Here is a 20,527-nt window from a genome sequence, read left to right as displayed (position 1 = left end):
GTCGGGCCAGAAAATACCGGGATAGGCTGTCAAGCGACAATCCCGGAAAAGCCGATCCGAAGCATATGCGAAGGGCCGGATCAAAGCGCCTCGCCGGCAAGCAGACGCGGGGCATTCGCATCCGTCGTGCCGGCGGCCTGACCGATGAAATAGGATTTCAGACCCGGCAAACGATCCACGACGCCGAGACCGAAATCACGCATGACGCGGATAGGACCAATATCATTGGAAAAAAGCCGGTTCAGCACATCGGTCGTCACGCCCATCCGCAATGTATCGAAACGCCGCCAGGACTGGTAACGCTCCAGAACATTGAGAGAGCCAATATCGAGGCCCAGACGGTCTGCCTCGACGACCGTTTCCGCGAGCGCCGCCACATCCTTGAAGCCAAGATTGAGGCCCTGCCCGGAAATCGGGTGAATGCCATGCGCCGCGTCACCCGCAAGCGCAAACCGTGGCGCGACGAAGGAGCGCGCCAGCGTCAGACCCAACGGGAAGGCGCGGCGGGGACCGACGGGACGCAGAGGACCAAGCTTGTGACCGAACCGGCGCTCCAGCTCTTCTTCAAACACCAGATCGTCGGAGGCCACCAGCCTGTCGGCATCGGCCGTGCGTTCGGTCCAGACGAGCGAAGACCGGTTTCCTTTCAAGGGCAGGATGGCGAAGGGGCCCGATGGCAGGAAATGCTCCTCGGCGCAGCCCTCATGCGGTCGCTCATGTTCAACGGTCGTCACGATACCGGACTGATCATAAGCCCAGTGCACGGTCTTGATACCAGCCATGTCCCTGAGTGCCGAGCGAACCCCGTCACAGGCAATCAGCAATCGCGATTCGAGCGTCGACCCGTCGGAAAGGCTGATGGCCGTCGATTGCGGCCCCGCGGCGAAATCGGAAACACTGAGACCGTGGCGGATTTCTATGCCAAGGCGTTCGCACAGGCCCCGCAACGCACCCACCAGAGCGACATTCGGAACCATATGGGCAAACGGCCTGCCCTCCTCTACGGCACCGTCGAACGTCAGGAACACGGGACGCACCGGATCGGCGGTCTTCGAATCGGTGACGATCATCTTGTGGATCGGCTGGGCTTCCGGCTCGATCTCGGTCCATATGCCGAAAACATCGAGCATCCGGGTGGCCGCGGCGATGATGGCAGACGCACGCACATCCTTTACCCAGACATCCTCGGGAGCGGCCTCGACCACCTGCACATTCAGATGCCGGGCCGCCTGCTTGATTGCAACAGCAACGGAAAGACCGACATATCCGCCGCCTGCCACCACTACGTCCAGCATCACGCTTCTCCTCAAATCTTGTGCACGCATCATCGGCGCACTATAGACCATGTGACGTCTTCCTACAGCCGGAGCAGGCCGAAAAAATGTCGCATCCCTCGCAAACGTCAGACCCGATGGCCAATCTCATCGCCACGCTCGATCTCGAGAAGCTGGAGGAGAACCTGTTCCGGGGCGAAAGCCCGCAAATCGGCTGGCAGCGGGTTTTTGGCGGTCAGGTCATCGCGCAGGCCCTGATTGCCGCCCAAAGGACCGTGGATGACGACCGTTTCGTGCACTCGCTGCATGCCTATTTCATGCGCCCGGGCGATCCGCTGGTGCCCATCGTATACCAGGTAGAACGCATTCGTGACGGCGCGAGTTTCTGCACCCGCCGTGTCGTCGCCATTCAGCATGGCAAAGCGATTTTTTCCATGTCGGCTTCGTTTCAGATTTTTGAGGATGGTTTCGACCATCAGATCAAGATGCCGGATGTGACGCAGCCCGAAAAGCTGATGAGCGAAGAGCAGATGCAGGCGGCCTTCCTCGCCAAGGCGCCCGCTTCAATTCGCAAATACTGGAGCAACAAGCGCCCAATCGAGATAAGGCCTGCTTCGCTGACCCACTATATCTCGAAAGAAAAGCTGGAACCGCAGCAGGATATCTGGGTCCGCGCCGTCGGCGACGTGCCGGATGATCCGCGCCTGCAATCGGCCATTCTCGCTTATCTCTCAGATATGACCCTGCTCGACACCTCGCTCTATGCTCATGGAACGACGATCTTCGATCCCTCCATTCAGGTGGCGAGCCTTGATCACGCCATGTGGTTCCACCGCCCATGCCGGCTGGACGACTGGCTGCTCTACACACAGGATAGCCCCAGCGCATCAGGCGCGCGCGGTTTGACCCGTGGCAATATTTTCACCAGACAGGGTGAACTGGTCGCGTCAGTGGCGCAGGAGGGTTTGATCCGCAAAAGGGCAAATGATTAAATAATGTGCTTTTTCTGAAAATCGCACATTTAATAGACGCAAATTTTGGCGACAAATGCCCCTTTTTCAGACGCCTTTCATATAAGTTTTATATTTCAATACGTTAGATACACACTCAAAACTGGCACGCCCTTTGAATGTATGTCCTCAGTCGCTGTTACTGATCTGCCAGCGGCAGGAGAGTCGGCTCCGTGCCGAGGACAAAACAAAGGATGGGAAACCAGATGAAAATTGTGATGGCCATTATCAAGCCGTTCAAGCTGGATGAAGTGCGCGAAGCGCTCACCGGCGTCGGCATCCAGGGCCTGACCGTGACCGAGGTAAAGGGTTACGGACGCCAGAAGGGGCATACCGAGATTTATCGCGGCACGGAATATGCGGTGAGCTTCCTTCCCAAGCTGAAGATCGAGATCGCAGTTCCATCCGACGTCGTCGACAAGGCCGTCGAGGCGATCGCGTCTGCGGCAAAGACCGGGCAGATCGGTGACGGCAAGATCTTCGTCTACTCTATCGAACAGGCCGTGCGCATCCGTACCGGCGAAACCAACACAGAAGCGCTTTGAAGCACGGCTGACAGGGGAGTTTTCCAACTATGCAACTCAACAAGTTTTCAACGCTCGGCAAGCTGGGCGCCGCAGCGGCGGCCCTGATGGCCCCGGCCATCGCCTTTGCCCAGGATGCCGCGCCGGCAGCAGCCGCAGCGCCCGTTCCTGAAAAAGCCGACACCGCATTCATGTATGTCGCGACAATCCTCGTGCTGTTCATGATCCTTCCGGGTCTGGCGCTGTTTTACGGCGGCCTCGTCCGCACGAAGAACATGCTCTCCGTTCTCATGCAGTGCACCGTCATCACCGCGGTCATGATGCTCATCTGGGTCATCTACGGCTACTCTTTTGCCTTTGGTGGCGGCACCGGCCCCTATTTCGGCGGTTTCGGCAAGCTGTTCCTGTCGGGCGTTTCGCTTGACAGCACCTCGGCAACCTTCTCTGAGGGCGTCGTGATCTACGAATACACCTTCATCGCCTTCCAGATGACCTTTGCGGCCATCACGCCTGCGCTGATCATCGGCGCCTTCGCAGAACGCGTGAAGTTCTCCGCCGTCATTCTCTTCACCATCCTGTGGGCCACCTTCGTTTATTTCCCGATCGCTCACATGGTCTGGGATGCGAACGGCCTGATCTTCGGCATGGGCGCTCTCGACTTCGCCGGCGGCACGGTCGTTCACATCAATGCCGGTGTTGCGGGCCTGATCGGCGCGATCATGGTCGGCAAGCGTACCGGCTTCGGCAAGGACATGATGGCTCCGCACTCCATGACGCTGACGCTCGTCGGCGCAGCCATGCTGTGGTTCGGCTGGTTCGGCTTCAACGCCGGCTCCAACCTCGAGGCATCGGGTGGCGCGGTTCTCGCAACCATGAACACCTTCCTCGCAACAGCAGCCGCCATCGTTTCCTGGTCGCTGGTTGAAAGCTTCACCCGCGGCAAGGCTTCCATGCTGGGCGCCGCTTCGGGCATGATCGCCGGCCTCGTCGCCGTAACACCTGCGGCCGGTTCTGTCGGACCGATGGGCGCGATCGTTCTCGGCCTCGTCGTCTCGCCGATCTGCTACTTCTTCGTCTCCGTGGTGAAGAACAAGTTCGGTTATGACGACACTGCCGACGTCTTCGGCGTCCACGGCATTGGCGGCATCATCGGCGCGCTCGGCACCGGCATCTTCACCTCGCCGCTGCTCGGCGGCACGGGCAAGGCCGATTTCTCCATCGCTTCGCAGGTCTGGACGCAGTTCGTCGCCGTCGCCATCACCATCGTCTGGTGCGCCGTCGTCTCGGCGATCCTCTACAAGATCGTCGACGTGATCGTTGGTCTCAGGGTTCCGGTCGAAGCCGAGCGCGAAGGTCTCGACCTCGCAACCCACGGCGAAGCCGCCTACCACTCCTGATATCAGGGAAAAGGGGTTCTCCATCCCCGCTCCCGAAAGAAGGCCCGCTTCGGCGGGCCTTTTTTCTTTGAGGCAACCCCGTAAACGCTCAAAAAACCGCATGGTTAATACGACATTAACCAGCAAGCGGTTAGTTTTCCCTGTCAATCCGGGATTTGGTCACCAGCCGAATCTTGCCGAAACCAAGAAAAGCGACGGGTTCAGGGACATGGGCAGAATGCATTCTCCGACATTCGATGGTCGTCACACACGCTTCGTGCTGACGGCGTTTTTCGTGCGTCAGATCATGGCTCTGGCCGGTTTCGCTCTGCTGGCCACGATCGCGCTGGGCATTGCCGCACTCGCCACATGGAATGTGGCGGATCCGAGCCTCTCCTATGCGACAGGAAACCAGCCTACCAATCTTCTGGGTTACGGTGGTGCGATTTTCGCCGATATTGTGATGCAGTTCCTCGGGCTTTCCGCAATCATCTCACTCCTGCCGGTTATCGCTTGGGCGATCGCACTGATCGCCGGTCGAAAATTCCACCGCATACCCGTCCGCCTTGTGGCCTGGATCGCTGGCGCCATTGTCTGCGCCGCCTCGCTGGGCTGTTTTCCTGCTCCCGTCACCTGGCCGCTTCCGAACGGCATCGGCGGCGTCATCGGTGACATGATCCTTCGTTTTCCGGCCCTTTTCATCGGCGCTTACCCCACCGGCACGATCGCCACGGTACTGGGTGTCATATTCGCGGCACCGGCTGCCTGGCTTATGTTGTTTGCCGCCGGCATTGTGGGCGGCCTGGACGATGAACTGGAGCGGGAAGAAGCTGCTCCTGTCGCCACCAGCAAGGCCCGCGCAGCCCGTGAGGCCGAAGAGGATGACGAAGACGACGGCGAAGGCTTTTTCGCCAATATGCTCGCCTTCGGCGCGCTTACGCATTACTGGTACATCACCCAGGCGCGCTTGCGCCGCCTGTTCGGCCTGAAGTCGAAGTCCCTGCACGATGAATTCGAACATCCCTATGACTTCAACGAATATGAATTCGGCACGCTGAACGAACCCTCTCGCCTCAAGACCGCAATCAACCGCCTCGACCAGCGCGCAGAGCCGTCTTTCGAAGAACGCGCCGCATCGCGTCGCCAGATGTCACCTCCATCCATCGCGCTCGATCATGACGAGGACATGGATGACGAACCGCCCTTCGACGCGGACGGACGCCGCCTGCCGGACGGCATTCTCTCCGACGACGAGGCCGACCAGAAATTCACCGCCAGACAGGCGACGGGACGCGGACAGCCCAGAATAACAGCGCCTTCCGCGCGCCCGAAGCCCAGCGAACGCGTGGCAAGGGAGGCGCAGGCCTCCTTCATCGCCGCCGACGGTTTCCAGCTGCCAACCGTTCACCTTCTGGCGGAGCCGAAAAATGTCGTGCGCGACAATATGCTGAGCGAGGAAGTGCTGGAACAGAACGCCCGCCTTCTGGAAGGCGTTCTCGAGGATTTCGGGGTCAAGGGCGAAATCATCCATGTCCGCCCCGGCCCGGTCGTCACGCTTTACGAACTGGAACCGGCGCCCGGCATCAAATCCTCGCGCGTCATCGGTCTTGCTGATGACATTGCCCGCTCCATGAGCGCGATTGCCGCCCGCGTCGCCGTCGTCCCCGGCCGCAACGCCATCGGCATCGAACTGCCGAACCAGACGCGCGAAACCGTGTTCCTGCGCGAACTGATCGGCAGCCGCGATTTCGAAAACAGCAAGGCCAAGCTCGCCATGGCGCTCGGCAAGACCATCGGCGGCGAACCCGTCATCGCCGATCTTGCCAAGATGCCGCATCTGCTGGTCGCCGGCACCACCGGTTCGGGCAAGTCCGTCGCCATCAACACCATGATCCTTTCGCTGCTCTACCGCATGTCGCCGGAACAGTGCCGCCTGATCATGATCGATCCGAAAATGCTCGAACTGTCGATCTATGACGGCATTCCGCATCTGCTTTCCCCGGTCGTTACCGATCCCAAAAAGGCCGTAGTGGCTTTGAAGTGGACGGTGCGCGAGATGGAAGAGCGCTACAAGAAAATGTCGAAGATCGGCGTGCGCAACATTGACGGCTTCAACAGCCGCGTGCAGCAGGCGCTCGACAAGGGTGAAATCCTTACCCGCACTGTCCAGACCGGTTTCGACCGCCAGACCGGTGAGGCGATCTACGAAACGGAAGAATTCGACCTGAAGCCCCTGCCCTATATCGTCGTCATCATTGACGAGATGGCCGACCTGATGATGGTTGCCGGCAAGGACATCGAAGGCGCCGTGCAGCGCCTGGCGCAGATGGCGCGCGCCGCCGGCATCCATGTCATCATGGCCACCCAGCGGCCATCGGTCGACGTCATCACCGGCACGATCAAGGCCAACTTCCCGACCCGCATCTCCTTCCAGGTGACGTCGAAGATCGACAGCCGCACCATCCTTGGTGAACAGGGCGCCGAACAGCTGCTCGGCATGGGTGACATGCTCTATATGGCGGGCGGCGGTCGCATCCAGCGCGTACACGGCCCCTTCGTTTCCGACAATGAAGTCGAAGAAATCGTCGCCTATCTGAAGACACAAGGGTCGCCGGAATATCTGGAAGCGATTACCGAGGAAGACGACGAGGAAGGCAATGGCGGCGGCACGGCCGGCGCCGGCAATTTCTCCGATTCCGAGGATCCCTACGATCAGGCCGTGGCCGTCGTGCTTCGCGATGGCAAAGCCTCCACCTCCTACGTGCAGCGGCGTCTCGGCATCGGTTACAACCGCGCCGCCTCGCTGATTGAACGCATGGAGCAGGAAGGCATCATCGGTCCCGCCAATCATGCCGGAAAACGCGAAATCCTCGTGCCAACGGAAGCAGACATCATCGAGCGGTAACGTCCGCAACCAAGCGGGGCGGAGAAGCGTTATTCCACGCTTTCAACGTCATGAAGCCGCCGCCTTTTATGCGGACAATCGCTGCGATGAAGGAGAATAGAATGAACGACCTCACCACCGGCGAAACGGCCAACGCAAACGCAACGCAAAATGGCGTGACGCGACGTGGCGTGCTGACGGCATTTTCCATGGCTGCGGTGATCGCCGGCCTGTCGCCGCTTGACGCCTTTGCCCAGGCGGCCGGCAATAGCGCGACCGCACAGAAAATCGCCAATCACTTCTCGTCGGTCAAAACCATGATGGGGGAGTTCGTCCAGTTCGGCCCGCGCGGTGAGCAGACCGGCGGCAAGTTTTACATCGAACGGCCGGGCAAACTTCGTTTCAACTACGAGGACCCTTCGCCCATGCGCGTCATTGCCGACGGCAAGAACGTCGTCATCGGCAATATGAAGCTGAAGACATGGGATCTTTATCCCCTCTCCAAGACGCCGCTCAGCCTGCTTCTGTCCGACAAGATCGATCTCGGTAACCAGAAGGTTCGGAACGTGAAGGAAGAATCGGACCTGACGACCATCGTACTGGGTGACAAGAGCGTTTTCGGCGATTCCACCATTACCCTGATGTTCGATCCGAAGACCTTCGACCTGAGGCAATGGACGACGACCGATGCCCAGAACAAGGACACGACCGTCATGATCTTCAACGTCCAGACCGGCGTAAACCTCGATGAACGCGTCTTCAGCATCAATTACGAGGAAGTCCGCAAAGGCGGCTGAGGCGTCAAGCCTTGGGGAAAATCTTCGAAAGGCGGCCCTGTGGTCGCCTTTTGCGTTTTACCGCTAAAATACATTCCCGTTTTCATCGCGATGTTATAAGCCTGCGCCCCGGAAACATGTCACGGGCCATGCGGTTCGCGGCGATAAAAGCGGAGCACATTCATGTCGTTTTCGATAACCACCTGGAACATCAACTCGGTCAGGCTCAGAATGCCGATCGTTGAGCAGTTTCTGGTGCGTTACAAGCCCGACATTCTCTGCCTTCAGGAAACGAAATGCCCGAATGGCGAGTTTCCGATGAAGCCGCTGAAGGCGCTGGGGTATGAGCACGTCATCATCCATGGCCAGAAGGGCTATCACGGCGTCGCCATCGCCTCGAAGATTCCGCTGACCGAAGATCATCGACAGGACTATTGCGGAATCGGTGACGCGCGGCACATTTCCGCGATTTTCCAGGTTGGGTCGCGCCGTGTGCGGCTGCATAATTTTTATGTGCCGGCGGGCGGTGACGAGCCGGATCGCTCAATCAATCCGAAATTCGGCCACAAGCTCGATTTCATCGAGGAAATGAAGGCGCTGCGTGCCGATGGCGTGCCCGGCACCTCGTCCATTCTCGTCGGCGATCTCAACATCGCACCGCTCGAAAATGACGTCTGGTCCCACAAGCAGCTTCTGAAGATCGTCAGCCACACGCCTGTCGAAACCGAGGGGATGCTTGACATCATGAAGCAGGGCAACTGGCTTGATCTGATGCGTCTGAACGTGCCTGAGACTGAAAAGATCTATACCTGGTGGAGCTACCGCGCCAAGGATTGGGAGGCGGCTGATCGCGGCCGCCGTCTTGACCATATCTGGTCTTCACAGGATCTCGGCCCCTCGCTTGAAAAAATCGACATATTGCGCGAGGCCCGTGGCTGGAACCGGCCATCGGACCACGTTCCGGTCACCGCCCAGTTCCGGTTTTGAGCCGGCGCGTTTGACTTGACGTCAGACGAAGCGGTTCTGCAACCGGGCCGCACCCGCCGCCAAAGACGCGATATTGTCGCGAATACGCGCCGATACGATATCGGCCACTTCCGGAAACTCCTCCACCAGCCGGTGAAAGAGGATGCGCGTTATGCGGATGACTTCGGAATCCTCAGCCGCGACGGCAGTGAACTTTCTTTCGCAAAGCGTGAAAAGCGCCAGCTCCGAAAGCAGCGCCCCTTTGCCCGGCGTCGCCTGCAGCACGGGCTTGCCATCCCGCCCGGCCGTGAAAAGCTCGAACTGGCCCGATGTCACCGCAAAGGCGCATTCTGCCGGTGAGTGTTCCCGGAACAATGTCTGTCCGGCGGATACACGGCGGCGTTCCGCACCGAAGGCGATGAGCCGCAGCTGGTCATCGCTGAACCCAGCAAACAACGGCACTTGCCCCAGCAGCATGATATCGTCCGTCAAGGCCATATTGATCGTTACTCCGGAAAACGCCTGCACACTATAGCGGTTTTCCAATATCAGCCCTCAAAATACAAGATGTTAGAACGCCGCGCCTTTCTGACGCGCGGCGTGAGCTTTAAACGACGAGATGAAAGTCGCAACGAGGTCCCTGCTCAGGGAACGATCTTGTATCCGCCGTTCTCGGTGACCAGAATTTCAGCGTTGGACGGGTCGCGTTCGATCTTCTGGCGCAGACGATAGACATGCGTTTCGAGCGTGTGTGTCGTCACCCCGGAATTGTAACCCCAGACCTCCTCCAGCAGGACGTCGCGTGTCACGACAGTGCTGCCGGCACGGTAGAGATAACGGATGATCGCCGCCTCCTTTTCCGTCAGCCGGATTTTCTTGCCGTCCTCCGTCGTCAGCAGCTTCTGGCTGGGCTTGAACTGATAGGGCCCGACGGTGAAAACCGCATCCTCGCTCTGCTCGTATTGGCGAAGCTGCGCTCGGATACGCGCCAGAAGCACGGCGAAACGGAAAGGTTTCGTCACATAGTCATTAGCGCCAGCTTCCAACCCAAGGATGGTATCGGAATCGGTGTCGTGCCCGGTCAGCATGATGATCGGCGCCTTGAAGCCGCCCTTGCGCAACAGCTTTACCGCCTCGCGGCCGTCCATGTCCGGAAGGCCGACATCCATGATCAAAAGATCGACCTGGGCGGTCTTGGCGGTCTGCATCGCCTGTGCGGCGTTTGCGCCGCTCAAAAGCGAGAATTCCTCATAGGGAGACAATTGCTCGGTCAGCGTCTCCCGAAGATCGTCGTCATCGTCCACCAGAAGGATAGTGCGAGCCGTCATTCGGATTCTCAGCCTTTCTTACTTTAGCGCATCAGCCCAAAAATCAGGTTCGATTTTCGAGAGGCACGATACGTAGTTTAAAAGAGTTAGAGCGTCCCTTGGGCGTCCGAAAAGACGCCTGGCGCTCTAATTATCAGCCAATTCAGCGGTTTGCCGATAAAAGGTCAACCCATTGCCTTGATATAACGAAGTGCTATGACTTCACGTTAAATAACCTGCAAAGCAAAATCTCGTGAAAAACATGAGCATACAGCCTGCAAGACAACGTAAACGCGCATCGACGCTCATGGTTCGGCCAGCCCCTTCGAAAATCAGCCGCGCCATCGTCCAGCTCGGACACCTCACTTTTCCAGCCGCGATCGGTCGTAATGGCCGCACCGTGCTGAAACGTGAGGGAGACGGAAAATCCCCCATTTCCACTATGCGCCTGCTTCACGGGTTCTATCGCGGCGACCGTCTTCCCGGCATCACCACGGCATTGCCGATGCAGCGAACACGGAAGTCCATGCTATGGTGCGACGAGCCACGCAACGCCAATTATAACAGGCTGGTCAAGGCGCCCTTCACCCCGAGCCATGAAGAGATGATGCGCAAGGATGGCCTCTACGACGTGTGCCTGGTGCTTGACTGGAACATCACCGCGAGAAGCCGCAACCGCGGCTCGGCGATCTTCATGCATCTGATCCGGCCGGGATATGAACCGACCGCAGGCTGCGTCGCCCTGCACCCCCGAGACATGCACCGCATTCTACCGCATCTGCGCAAGGACACAAAGATCCGGATCCTGTAACGTCGAGCCTACAGGCAGCCAACAAAAAACCCGCCATTAAGGCGGGTTTTTTTAGAAGGAAAAAGCCTGATATTAAGCGGCTTCGTCCTGAGAATCGTCCTCTTCAACAGTCTTGCCACGCTTGGGGCCCTTGGCAAGGTTGACCTCCACCAGGCGAACAGCCTCGGTTTCGGACATCTTGTTGACGGCGGCAATTTCGCGCGCCATGCGATCGAGAGCAGCTTCGTAAAGCTGACGCTCGGAATAGGACTGCTCCGGCTGGTTTTCCGCACGGTAGAGATCGCGCACAACTTCCGCAATCGCGATGAGATCGCCGGAATTGATCTTCGCATCATATTCCTGCGCACGGCGCGACCACATGGTACGCTTCACACGCGCCTTGCCCTGCACCACTTTCAGCGCCCGCTCGACAAAATCGCCTTCGGAAAGCTTGCGCATGCCGATGCTGACGGCTTTGGCGACGGGAACTTTAAGACGCATCTTGTCTTTTTCGAAATCAATGACAAAAAGCTCAAGCTTCATGCCGGCGACTTCTTGTTCCTCGATTGCAGAGATGGTACCGACACCATGAGCGGGATACACAATCGCTTCACCGGTCTTGAAACCGTGATGTGCTGGAGATTTCTTCTGCTGGGTCGTCATTCGTTCTAAAAACTCCCTGTTACATACCCGGGGATGCCGGGGTTGGGTCGGTCAGGCCCTGATGAGACGGGGGAACCGTCAGGTGACTCCGCACTGGTCCAGCCGTGCACGCAAAAACACACCTTCCCGTCTTGCGGGGTTCGATAACGTAAACGCTCGATATGTCACGGAAACCGCGTGCAAAAGAGGTGTTGCTTTCGTGGTGTTTTTGGGCACACAAATGCCACGCTGTGGATCAGTGTCGTTGGTGTACCACAAAAATAGGCGCAAATCAATAATTTGCTTCGACCGTGGCCGCAACATCACATGGCGGCCAAAGAACCGCCTAAAAATTAGCCGCAGAAATACTGTCAAAATGCTTCGTGACAGGCCTCATGGCAAAGGGAGCAAAAAAATTTCGTTTCCAAACTGCAGAAACACGAAAGCCTCTTAAACTCTTCGTAATTACACGCCAATATCCGATTCGACTGAAAAGGCAAAATCCGCAAATTGGCGATGCTTTTTTTAAATTAAAGTGTGATTTTTGGAGGAATCCACGTCAAATGGGCTACAGAAACAATCCAAAACGCGAAAAACAGATCGAAAAAGCGCGCCAGCAGGCAATTGCCGAAAATGTCCAATTTCTTGATCCAGGTATTCTTTATGGAAGGGCAAGTGCGGACGATATAGAATATTATTCCGCAGAGATGCTGGCGGCAAGCGCGGCCCACAGTTTCCAGGCGCTTTCGCGCTGGACGGGAGAAGTTCCGTACATCGGCATCTCCCAGGTGGAGGGCGTTTCGCCGCGGGACGTTCCGGTAACGGTTCTGACCATCATCGGCCGCAATATGCCTTTCCTTTACGATTCCGTCATGGGCGAGGTCACCAGCAGCTATCGCGGCCTTTACCTCGCCGTGCACCCAATACTGGTGCGCGACGAAAGCGCGCAGGCAGGCTATCGTCTTGCGGAACCGGAGGATGATCCCGCTGAAAATATCAGCCTCATCCAGTTGCATATCGCCCCACTCACGCAGCAGGCCGCCGCCGCACTGGAAGAGAAGCTGCGCTTCGTCCTGACGCAGGTCCAGTCGGCCTATCGCGACTGGCGGCCCATGCTGGCGAAACTTGACGAGGCGCTGGACGAATTGTCCAAGCGCGGCTCGTCGAGGCGCAAAACGGAACGGACAGAAGCGGTTGAATTCCTCAACTGGCTTCGCAATGACAATTTCACCTTCCTCGGCATGCGTGACTACACCTATTCCGGCAAGGGAAAGAACGCGAAGATCGAACGCGGCGACGGCGTTGGCCTCGGCAGTCTCAGCGATCCGGATGTGCGCGTGCTGCGTCTCGGCAAGAATGCCGTGACGACGACCCCGGAAATCCTTGCCTTCCTCGACGGCCCGGATTTCCTCATCGTCACCAAGGCCAACGTGAAATCCATTGTGCACCGCCGCGCCTATATGGATTATATCGGCATCAAACGCTTCGACGAGGACGGCAATGTCATCGGCGAATTGCGCATCGTCGGCCTCTTCACCGCCACCGCCTACACGCGCTCGGTCAAGCAGATACCCTTGCTGCGCGCCAAGGTCGCGGAAGTCGAACGCCATTTCGGCTTCGATCCGAACAGCCACTCCGGCCGCATCCTGCAGAACACGCTGGAAGCCTACCCCCGCGACGATCTCTTCCAGATCGAAACGGATCTTCTGATCCGCTTCGTTGAGCAGATCATGGAACTGAGCGACCGGCCGCGCGTGCGCGTGCTTGCGCGTATCGACCGTTTCGACCGCTTCGTTTCCGCCATTATCTTCGTTCCGCGTGAGGAATATAATTCCTATGTGCGTGAGAAGATCGGCGATTATCTGAGCAGGGTCTATGACGGGCATATTTCCGCCTATTACCCCGCCTTCCCCGAAGGCGCCGTCGCCCGCGTGCACTTCATCGTCGGCCGCACGGAAGGTAAAACCCCACGCATTGCCCAGGACAAGCTCGAAGACGCCGTCAGCGATATTGCAGCGCGCTGGATAGACCACTTCATTGCCCTGTCGGAGCCCGGTGCGCCGGTGCTGGAGGTGGATCAGGCCTATCAGGAGGCCTTCACGCCGGAAGAGGCGATCGGCGACATGCCCGATATTCTGGGTGCCGCGAAGGGTGAGCCGGTCCGCATCGAATTTTACCAGCAGGAAGGCCAGTCGGCCGACACGCTGTCCTTGAAAATCTTCCACCGCGACGGTCACCTGCCGCTTTCGCGCCGCGTACCGCTGCTCGAGAATCTCGGCTTCAACGTCATCAGTGAGCGCACCTTCGACATCGGCGTGGTTTCAGATGGCGAGAGGCGCGATATCGTTCTGCACGATATGGAACTCTCCGTCGCAGCCGGCACGACGCTCGATCTGCCGCATTACGGACCGAAGCTCGAAGAAGCCTTCCTTGCCGCCTTCTCCGGCAAGGTCGACAACGACAATTTCAACCGCCTGATCCTCACCAACGGTTTGACAGTGCGCGAAGTTTCCGTCCTGCGCGCCTATGCCCGTTATCTGCGGCAGACCGGCATCGTTTATTCGCAGGAGCATATTTCCGAAACGCTCTATAAATATCCTGATATTTCGCGGAATATCTTCGCGCTGTTCAAGGCCGGCTTCGATCCTTCTGTTGAGGAAAAGAAGCGGGTGAAGAAACTCGCCGAGATACACAGGGCAATCGAAGCGGCACTGAGCGGCGTTCCCAATCTCGATGAGGACCGCACCCTCCGACGTTACGTCAACGCCATCGACGCGACGCTGCGCACCAACTACTTCCAGAAGAATCCCGATGGCACGCCGCGTGACATTCTGGCGTTCAAGTTCGATCCCAAACATCTTGATGGCCTGCCCGACCCCCGCCCCTTCCGCGAAATCTTCGTTTACGGAACCGAGGTCGAAGGTGTGCATCTGCGCTTCGGCAAGGTCGCACGTGGCGGTCTGCGCTGGTCGGATCGGGGCCAGGATTACCGCACGGAAGTGCTCGGTCTCGTCAAGGCGCAGCAGGTCAAGAACGCAGTGATCGTTCCCGTTGGCGCCAAGGGCGGCTTCTTCCCGAAGAGCCTGCCCGCCGGCGGCTCCCGCGACGAGGTCTTCAATGCCGGCCGCGAGGCCTATAAGACCTATATCCGCACCCTGCTGTCCATCACCGACAATATCGTTGAGGACGCCATCGTGCCGCCGGCCGACACACTGCGGCTCGATGGCGACGATCCTTATTTCGTTGTCGCCGCCGACAAGGGAACCGCCACCTTCTCCGATACGGCGAACGGCCTTGCCCACGACGCCGGCTTCTGGCTGGACGATGCCTTCGCATCGGGTGGCTCGGCCGGTTACGACCACAAGAAGATGGGCATCACCGCGCGCGGCGCATGGGAAACGGTAAAACGCCATTTCCGTGAAATGGGCACCGACATCCAGACCACGCCATTCACCGTGGCGGGCGTGGGCGATATGTCCGGCGACGTTTTCGGCAACGGCATGCTGCTGTCGGAAAAGATCAGGCTGATTGCGGCCTTCGATCACCGCGACATCTTCATCGACCCGGATCCGGATACCGACAAGTCCTTTGCCGAGCGCAAGCGGCTTTTCGAGCTGCCGCGCTCCAGCTGGCAGGATTATGATCGTTCGGCCCTCTCCGGCGGCGCGATGATCATTTCGCGCTCCGAAAAATCGGTGACGCTGACGCCGGAAGCCGTGGCTGCCATCGGCATCGACAAATCGGTCGCCACGCCTTTCGAGATCATGACCGCCATCCTGAAGGCGCCAACCGATCTTCTCTGGTTCGGCGGCATCGGCACCTACATCAAGGCGGCGGTGGAAACCAATGCCGAGGTGGGTGACAGGGCGAACGACCCCATCCGCGTCAATGCAACAGAGCTGCGCGCGAAAGTCATCGGCGAAGGCGCCAATCTGGGCATTACCCAGAAGGGCCGCATCGCCTATTCGCTCTCGGGCGGGCGTTGCAATTCCGACGCCATCGACAATTCGGCGGGCGTGAATTCCTCCGACGTCGAGGTCAACATCAAGATCGCGCTCGCCTCCGCCGTTAATAGCGGCCGCCTGACGATGCCGAAGCGCAATCAGCTTCTCGCCTCCATGACGCCGGAGGTGGCGCAGCTGGTGCTGCGCAACAACTACCTGCAATCCCTGGCGATCTCGCTCACGGAGCGGCTGGGCCTCGCCAACCGGGAAGAACTCGGCCGCCTGATGAGCGCATTGGAGGCCACCGGACAGCTGAACCGCAAGGTAGAAACCCTGCCGAACAACGCCGAACTCAGCGAAAGATATGCCTCCGGCAAACCGCTGACCCGGCCGGAAATCGGCGTGCTTCTCTCCTATGCCAAGTTGACCCTGTTCGATGCCTTGGTGGCAAGCCCGCTTCCGGACGAACCCTATCTCCAGCATCTGCTGGTCGATTATTTCCCCGCCAAGATGCAGAAGAACTATGCCGACGATATCAAGACGCATCGTCTGCACCGCGAAATCGTCGCGACCGCACTCGCCAATGCCGTGGTTAATCGCGGCGGCCCGGGCTTCGTGCAAAAACTTGCCGATGCGAGCGGTCTTCTGGCCGCTGATGTCGTCAAGGCGGCGGTGATCGTCGAGGACGGTTTTGGTCTCAAACGTCTTTGGAGCGAAGTCGACGCGCTTGACGGCAAGATCGGAGGTGAAGTCCAGAACGGGCTTTATGCGACGATCACACGTATCTTCTCGGATGCGAGCAGACTTTACCTGCAAACCGGGAGTGCGGGCGCGGCGACGGGCGACATGGCGACCGAGATCGAGCGTCTGAAAACCGCGATCAAGACGCTGTCGCCAGCGGCAGCGAAATATCGCCGGGAGCTTGGCGTCACGGAAATCGACGGCGTTCCCCAAGCTCTTTTGGAGGAACTCGATACGCTTTCGCTGCTGGTCTATGTGCCTGAAATCATGCGCATCGCCGAAAGTGCGGGCACGACGCTCGCCCGCGCCGCCGAAAGCTATGCCACCGTCTCCTCGACTTTCCGTGTCGCGCGTCTGCTGGATGCCAGCCAGCGCATCACGCCGGCGGATCATTACGAGAGTCTGGCTCTCCTGCGCAGCCAGGATCAGATCTCCTCGTCGAGACGACGGATCGTCATCTCCGCGCTGACGGAATATGCCAAGGAAAAGGATTCGGTTCAGGCCTGGTATGCGGCAGACCGCGTGCGCGTCAATCGTATCGTCTCCGAACTCGGCGCGCTCAGCGACAGCGGCGATACCAATCTTGCCCGTCTGACGGTCGCGGCGGGGCTGCTTGGCGATATCGTTCAGGCACGCTGAGCGACAACCTTAAAAAACGCCATCCGGGTCACCGGCCCGGATGGCGCAGGCAAGATGAATGCACCGGCATCGCGCCTTTTATTTCCCGATTTTCCGATAGGACGATGAATGACTGTCCCTTCCCCCAATGCGGAAACAGTGATTACCAAACGCGGCATCTGGGGCTGGGTGATGTTCGACTGGGCGGCACAGCCGTTTTTCACTGTTGTCACAACCTTCGTTTTCGGGCCTTATTTCGTCGCCCGGCTCACCGATGATCCGATTTCGGCGCAGGCGACATGGAGCAACATGGCGACGGTGTCGTCGATCATCATCGCTCTCTTTTCACCCATTCTCGGTTCCATCGCCGACCAGTCGGGCGCACGCAAACCCTGGATCGCCTTTTTTGCCGTCATCAAGATTACCAGCCTCTTTTTCCTCTGGTTTGCCGCACCGGGTTCACCGCTCATCCTGCCGATCGTCTGTATGATCCTCGCCTCCATCGCGGCGGAATTTTCCATCGTTTTTAACGATTCCATGATGCCGCGGCTGACCAATCCGCAAAATGTCGGGCGCATTTCCAATCTCGCCTGGGGGCTCGGTTATCTCGGCGGCATGGTGGTATTGATTGCCGTGGTGACGCTTCTGGCCGCCAACCCGCAGACCGGGGTGACCATTGCCGGTATCAAGCCGCTTTTCGGCCTCGATCCTGCAACCGGCGAAGATGCCAGAATAACAGGTCCGCTCGCCGCGGTCTGGTATCTCATCTTCATTCTGCCGATGTTTGTGCTGACCCCCGATGCTGAAAAGGGTCTGCCCTTCGCAGCCGCGATCCGCTCGGGATTGGGGGAGTTGAAGATTACGCTGCGCGAACTGCGTTACCGCCCCATGCTGTTGCGGTTTCTGATCGCGCGCATGCTCTATCAGGATGGCGTTAATGGCGTTCTCATTCTGGGCGGCGCCTTCGCCGCTGGCATGTTCGGCTGGGCGACGATGGAAATCGGCCTTTTTGGCATTCTGCTCAATGTCGTCGCCATCGCGGGCTGCTTTGTCGCCGGGCGCGTCGACCAGAGACTGGGGTCACGAGTCACCATCCTCATCAGCCTGGTGCTGTTGCTGCTCGCCACGCTGGGCATCGTCTCCACGGAAAAGGGCTCCACCCTGTTCGGCTGGGTACAACTATCAACCGCTGACAATGGCGGCATCTTCGCCACCGGTGCGGAAAAGGCCTATCTCCTTTATGGCGTTTTAATCGGCCTTGCCTTTGGCCCGGTCCAGGCCTCGTCGCGCTCTTATCTCGCCCGCAACATCACTGTCGCAGAAGCGGGCCGCTATTTCGGCATCTATGCGCTTTCCGGGCGCGCCACGAGTTTCATGGCGACGCTGTCATTTTCCATAGCCACCTATATAAGCGGCTCCGCCCATATCGGCATGGCCACGCTCATCGTATTTCTGGGGGCAGGCTTCCTGCTGCTGTTGCGCGTTCCGGAAAGAGCGGCGGGCTGAAAGTCCGAAGCAGCAGCCGATGCGGTAGTCAAATCCAGCATCGGCCAGAATGAGGTAGAATCAGAGCTGGTCGAGTTTTTGCTGCAATGCGCGCAACTGCGCCTTCAACTCATCGATTTCAGATGCATTCGGTTTGCGGGTTTCTTTCGGCGCCTGCGGCATTGCAAAAGGTGTGAAGCCCTGCATCGCCTGGCGGAAGAGTTCCGTGTTGCGGCGGATCTGCTCTTCCATCATCTGCAGCGGCGCCTGGAAATTGCGGGCCAGCGAACCGTCGCCGAAGGCCTTGGCCATATGCTCCTGCATCTGGCTCTGCTGATCGGAGAAGGTCTTCATCGAATGTTCGAGAAATGTCGGCACCACCATCTGCATCTGGTCGCCGTAATAGGAGATCAATTGCCGCAGAAACGCCGTCGGTAGCAGCGTATTACCGGTTTTGGCCTCCTGTTCGACGATGATCTGCGTCAGGACCGCGTGGGTGATATCCTCTGATGATTTGGCATCCTGAACCTTGAAGTCCTCGCCGCGTTTGACCATCTGCGCCAGATCATCAAGCGTCACATAGGTACTGGTGCCGGTATTATAGAGCCGCCTGTTAGCGTATTTTTTAATGATTGTTTCGCCGTCGTGTTTCGCCATGCCCGCCTCCTCGCGATGATGGTATTTTCTTGTTTTTTGGTGTTATTGCTCTTCCCACCGCAAAGTGTATGCGCAAAACAAGCCCTCTGACAAATGTTTTGTGCATCGCAACAGTTTGTTTTTTGCGCAGCAATTTTTCGCAAGATTCCAGCGTGATTTAGCAACATCTTTTAAAGCAACTTTCGGCATTTGACTTGTATTGAAAGCTTTGCCAGTCTCCGCCCGCAAGTGAGGAGAAAACTGATGACCCTGCCTTCAATCGTGATTGCCAGCGCCGCACGCACCGCCGTCGGCTCTTTCAACGGCCACTTTGCCAATACGCCAGCCCATGAACTCGGGGCGACCATTATCAGTGCCGTGCTGGAGCGTGCCGGCGTGGCGGCGGGCGAAATCGATGAGGTCATTCTCGGTCAGGTCCTGACGGCGGGCGAAGGGCAGAACCCGGCGCGACAGGCGGCGATGAAGGCGGGCATTCCCCAGGAGGCGACCGCATTCGGTCTTAATCAGCTCTGTGGTTCCGGCCTGCGCGCCGTGGCCCTCGGCATGCAGCAGATCGTTACCGGCGATGCGGCCATCGTTATTGCCGGCGGCCAGGAATCCATGTCCATGGCGCCCCACTGCGCCCATTTGCGCGGCGGCGTGAAGATGGGTGATTTCAAAATGATCGACACCATGCTGAAAGACGGCCTCACCGACGCCTTTTACGGCTACCACATGGGCATAACAGCTGAAAACATCGCTCGCCAATGGCAGCTTTCCCGCGATGAACAGGACCAGTTTGCGGTCGCATCGCAAAACAAGGCCGAAGCCGCGCAAAATGCCGGTCGTTTCACTGATGAGATCGTTGCTTTCACAGTCAAAGGCCGCAAGGCCGATATCGTCATTGACGCGGATGAACATATCCGCACTGGTGCTTCCCTGGAAACGATGGCGAAGCTCCGCCCCGCTTTCGACAAGGACGGCACCGTGACGGCGGGCAACGCCTCCGGTCTGAATGATGGGGCCGCCGCCACGCTTTTGATGACGGAACAGGAAGCGGGAAAGCGCGGTATCAAGCCGCTCGCCCGCATCGCCTCCTGGGCGACCGCAGGTGTCGACCCACAGATCATGGGCACCGGTCCCATTCCCGCCTCCCGCAAGGCGCTGGCCAAGGCCGGCTGGTCGATCAGCGATATTGGCCTTGTGGAAGCCAACGAAGCCTTCGCAGCCCAGTCATGCGCGGTGGTGCGTGAACTTGGCCTTGATCCTGATATCGTTAACGTCAACGGCGGGGCGATTGCCATCGGCCATCCGATCGGCGCCTCCGGTGCGCGCGTCCTGAACACCCTGATTTTCGAAATGCGCCGCCGCAACGTGTCGAAGGGTCTCGCAACGCTCTGCATCGGCGGCGGCATGGGTGTCGCCATGTGTATCGAAGCACTCTGAAACCACCACCTGACTTGTCAGAAAGCAATTCCGGTTCGACGTACAATAGGTTAGAAGCGGCCTCCCATTGGCCGCATTTCTGTGGCCGGTAAGCGCGACGAAAAACTT

The 20,527-nt window shown here is 58.6% G+C and carries 15 protein-coding genes; 10 read left to right on the top strand and 5 right to left on the bottom strand.

From position 1 onward, the window contains the following. Positions 1 to 80: 80 nt before the first annotated feature. Positions 81 to 1,406, bottom strand: coding sequence for a ubiquinone biosynthesis hydroxylase (locus tag WDZ78_RS15830; RefSeq protein ID WP_371258479.1), 1,326 nt, complete (start codon positions 1,404 to 1,406; stop codon positions 81 to 83). Here WDZ78_RS15830 and tesB point away from each other — a divergent pair. The 6 genes from tesB to WDZ78_RS15800 all read left to right on the top strand — a co-directional run bounded on the left by tesB (position 1,382) and on the right by WDZ78_RS15800 (position 8,831). Continuing rightward, on the top strand, positions 1,382 to 2,266 hold the full coding sequence (tesB, locus tag WDZ78_RS15825) for an acyl-CoA thioesterase II (RefSeq protein WP_026363740.1): 885 nt from the start codon (positions 1,382 to 1,384) through the stop codon (positions 2,264 to 2,266). The two genes, WDZ78_RS15830 and tesB, sit on opposite strands and share 25 nt — an antisense overlap. Before the next feature lie 212 nt (positions 2,267 to 2,478). Further along, a complete protein-coding gene (locus tag WDZ78_RS15820) occupies positions 2,479 to 2,829 on the top strand; it encodes a P-II family nitrogen regulator (RefSeq protein WP_004444057.1) in 351 nt (116 codons plus the stop codon). Positions 2,830 to 2,858: 29 nt separating this feature from the next. Continuing rightward, positions 2,859 to 4,205 carry an ammonium transporter gene (locus tag WDZ78_RS15815; protein WP_020010773.1) on the top strand — a complete coding sequence of 449 codons (1,347 nt, stop codon included), beginning with the start codon at positions 2,859 to 2,861 and terminating at the stop codon, positions 4,203 to 4,205. A gap of 217 nt (positions 4,206 to 4,422) precedes the next feature. Beyond that, on the top strand, positions 4,423 to 7,089 hold the full coding sequence (locus WDZ78_RS15810; RefSeq protein ID WP_425673546.1) for a DNA translocase FtsK: 2,667 nt from the start codon (positions 4,423 to 4,425) through the stop codon (positions 7,087 to 7,089). Between the two features lie 50 nt (positions 7,090 to 7,139). After that, positions 7,140 to 7,865: an outer membrane lipoprotein carrier protein LolA gene (locus WDZ78_RS15805; RefSeq protein ID WP_020010771.1), complete on the top strand. Its 726-nt coding sequence runs from the start codon at positions 7,140 to 7,142 to the stop codon at positions 7,863 to 7,865. A gap of 162 nt (positions 7,866 to 8,027) precedes the next feature. Continuing rightward, the gene (locus WDZ78_RS15800) at positions 8,028 to 8,831 is read left to right on the top strand and encodes an exodeoxyribonuclease III (protein ID WP_003505210.1); all 804 of its coding nucleotides are present in this window, start codon (positions 8,028 to 8,030) and stop codon (positions 8,829 to 8,831) included. Positions 8,832 to 8,852: 21 nt separating this feature from the next. On the opposite strand, the gene WDZ78_RS15795 is transcribed toward WDZ78_RS15800, so the two are convergent. Both WDZ78_RS15795 and WDZ78_RS15790 read right to left on the bottom strand, forming a co-directional pair. Next, positions 8,853 to 9,308, bottom strand: a complete 456-nt coding sequence (locus tag WDZ78_RS15795; protein WP_026363738.1) for a cyclic nucleotide-binding domain-containing protein — start codon at positions 9,306 to 9,308, stop codon at positions 8,853 to 8,855. Positions 9,309 to 9,454: 146 nt separating this feature from the next. Continuing rightward, entirely contained in the window at positions 9,455 to 10,138 is a 684-nt protein-coding gene (locus WDZ78_RS15790; RefSeq protein ID WP_003505216.1) for a response regulator transcription factor, read from the bottom strand. Between the two features lie 286 nt (positions 10,139 to 10,424). Here WDZ78_RS15790 and WDZ78_RS15785 point away from each other — a divergent pair, with 286 nt between their 5' ends. Then, complete coding sequence (locus WDZ78_RS15785; protein ID WP_026363737.1) at positions 10,425 to 10,928, top strand: L,D-transpeptidase family protein; 504 nt, start codon at positions 10,425 to 10,427, stop codon at positions 10,926 to 10,928. A gap of 72 nt (positions 10,929 to 11,000) precedes the next feature. On the opposite strand, the gene WDZ78_RS15780 is transcribed toward WDZ78_RS15785, so the two are convergent. Then, on the bottom strand, positions 11,001 to 11,570 hold the full coding sequence (locus WDZ78_RS15780; protein ID WP_003505223.1) for a CarD family transcriptional regulator: 570 nt from the start codon (positions 11,568 to 11,570) through the stop codon (positions 11,001 to 11,003). 542 nt (positions 11,571 to 12,112) lie between these two features. Here WDZ78_RS15780 and WDZ78_RS15775 point away from each other — a divergent pair. Next, positions 12,113 to 16,873, top strand: a complete 4,761-nt coding sequence (locus tag WDZ78_RS15775) for an NAD-glutamate dehydrogenase (protein WP_425673545.1) — start codon at positions 12,113 to 12,115, stop codon at positions 16,871 to 16,873. A 108-nt stretch (positions 16,874 to 16,981) separates the two neighbouring features. After that, positions 16,982 to 18,358, top strand: coding sequence for an MFS transporter (locus tag WDZ78_RS15770; RefSeq protein ID WP_425673544.1), 1,377 nt, complete (start codon positions 16,982 to 16,984; stop codon positions 18,356 to 18,358). A 60-nt stretch (positions 18,359 to 18,418) separates the two neighbouring features. Here WDZ78_RS15770 and phaR read toward each other — a convergent pair whose 3' ends face one another. Then, positions 18,419 to 18,994: a polyhydroxyalkanoate synthesis repressor PhaR gene (phaR, locus tag WDZ78_RS15765; protein WP_003520279.1), complete on the bottom strand. Its 576-nt coding sequence runs from the start codon at positions 18,992 to 18,994 to the stop codon at positions 18,419 to 18,421. A gap of 243 nt (positions 18,995 to 19,237) precedes the next feature. On the opposite strand from phaR, the gene WDZ78_RS15760 reads away from it, so the two are divergent. After that, complete coding sequence (locus WDZ78_RS15760) at positions 19,238 to 20,419, top strand: acetyl-CoA C-acetyltransferase (RefSeq protein WP_425673543.1); 1,182 nt, start codon at positions 19,238 to 19,240, stop codon at positions 20,417 to 20,419. The last annotated feature ends 108 nt before the right edge of the window (positions 20,420 to 20,527 follow it).

It is taken from the genome of Agrobacterium sp. M50-1 (assembly GCF_049843495.1).
In the GTDB taxonomy this organism is placed as follows: domain Bacteria; phylum Pseudomonadota; class Alphaproteobacteria; order Rhizobiales; family Rhizobiaceae; genus Agrobacterium; species Agrobacterium radiobacter.
Note: the sequence above shows the minus strand (reverse complement) of the source record. Positions and strands in the feature narration are given on the sequence as shown.

What these genes read in the sequence shown, in the direction of transcription:
- WDZ78_RS15770 (WP_425673544.1), top strand. Translation starts at nt 16,982, where the DNA reads ATGACTGTCCCTTCCCCCAATGCGGAAACAGTGATTACCAAACGCGGC.
- WDZ78_RS15785 (WP_026363737.1), top strand. Translation starts at nt 10,425, where the DNA reads ATGGTTCGGCCAGCCCCTTCGAAAATCAGCCGCGCCATCGTCCAGCTC.
- WDZ78_RS15790 (WP_003505216.1), bottom strand. Translation starts at nt 10,138, where the DNA reads ATGACGGCTCGCACTATCCTTCTGGTGGACGATGACGACGATCTTCGG.
- tesB (WP_026363740.1), top strand. Translation starts at nt 1,382, where the DNA reads ATGTCGCATCCCTCGCAAACGTCAGACCCGATGGCCAATCTCATCGCC.
- phaR (WP_003520279.1), bottom strand. Translation starts at nt 18,994, where the DNA reads ATGGCGAAACACGACGGCGAAACAATCATTAAAAAATACGCTAACAGG.
- WDZ78_RS15795 (WP_026363738.1), bottom strand. Translation starts at nt 9,308, where the DNA reads ATGGCCTTGACGGACGATATCATGCTGCTGGGGCAAGTGCCGTTGTTT.
- WDZ78_RS15820 (WP_004444057.1), top strand. Translation starts at nt 2,479, where the DNA reads ATGGGAAACCAGATGAAAATTGTGATGGCCATTATCAAGCCGTTCAAG.
- WDZ78_RS15810 (WP_425673546.1), top strand. Translation starts at nt 4,423, where the DNA reads ATGCATTCTCCGACATTCGATGGTCGTCACACACGCTTCGTGCTGACG.
- WDZ78_RS15780 (WP_003505223.1), bottom strand. Translation starts at nt 11,570, where the DNA reads ATGACGACCCAGCAGAAGAAATCTCCAGCACATCACGGTTTCAAGACC.
- WDZ78_RS15800 (WP_003505210.1), top strand. Translation starts at nt 8,028, where the DNA reads ATGTCGTTTTCGATAACCACCTGGAACATCAACTCGGTCAGGCTCAGA.
- WDZ78_RS15775 (WP_425673545.1), top strand. Translation starts at nt 12,113, where the DNA reads ATGGGCTACAGAAACAATCCAAAACGCGAAAAACAGATCGAAAAAGCG.
- WDZ78_RS15805 (WP_020010771.1), top strand. Translation starts at nt 7,140, where the DNA reads ATGAAGCCGCCGCCTTTTATGCGGACAATCGCTGCGATGAAGGAGAAT.
- WDZ78_RS15815 (WP_020010773.1), top strand. Translation starts at nt 2,859, where the DNA reads ATGCAACTCAACAAGTTTTCAACGCTCGGCAAGCTGGGCGCCGCAGCG.
- WDZ78_RS15760 (WP_425673543.1), top strand. Translation starts at nt 19,238, where the DNA reads ATGACCCTGCCTTCAATCGTGATTGCCAGCGCCGCACGCACCGCCGTC.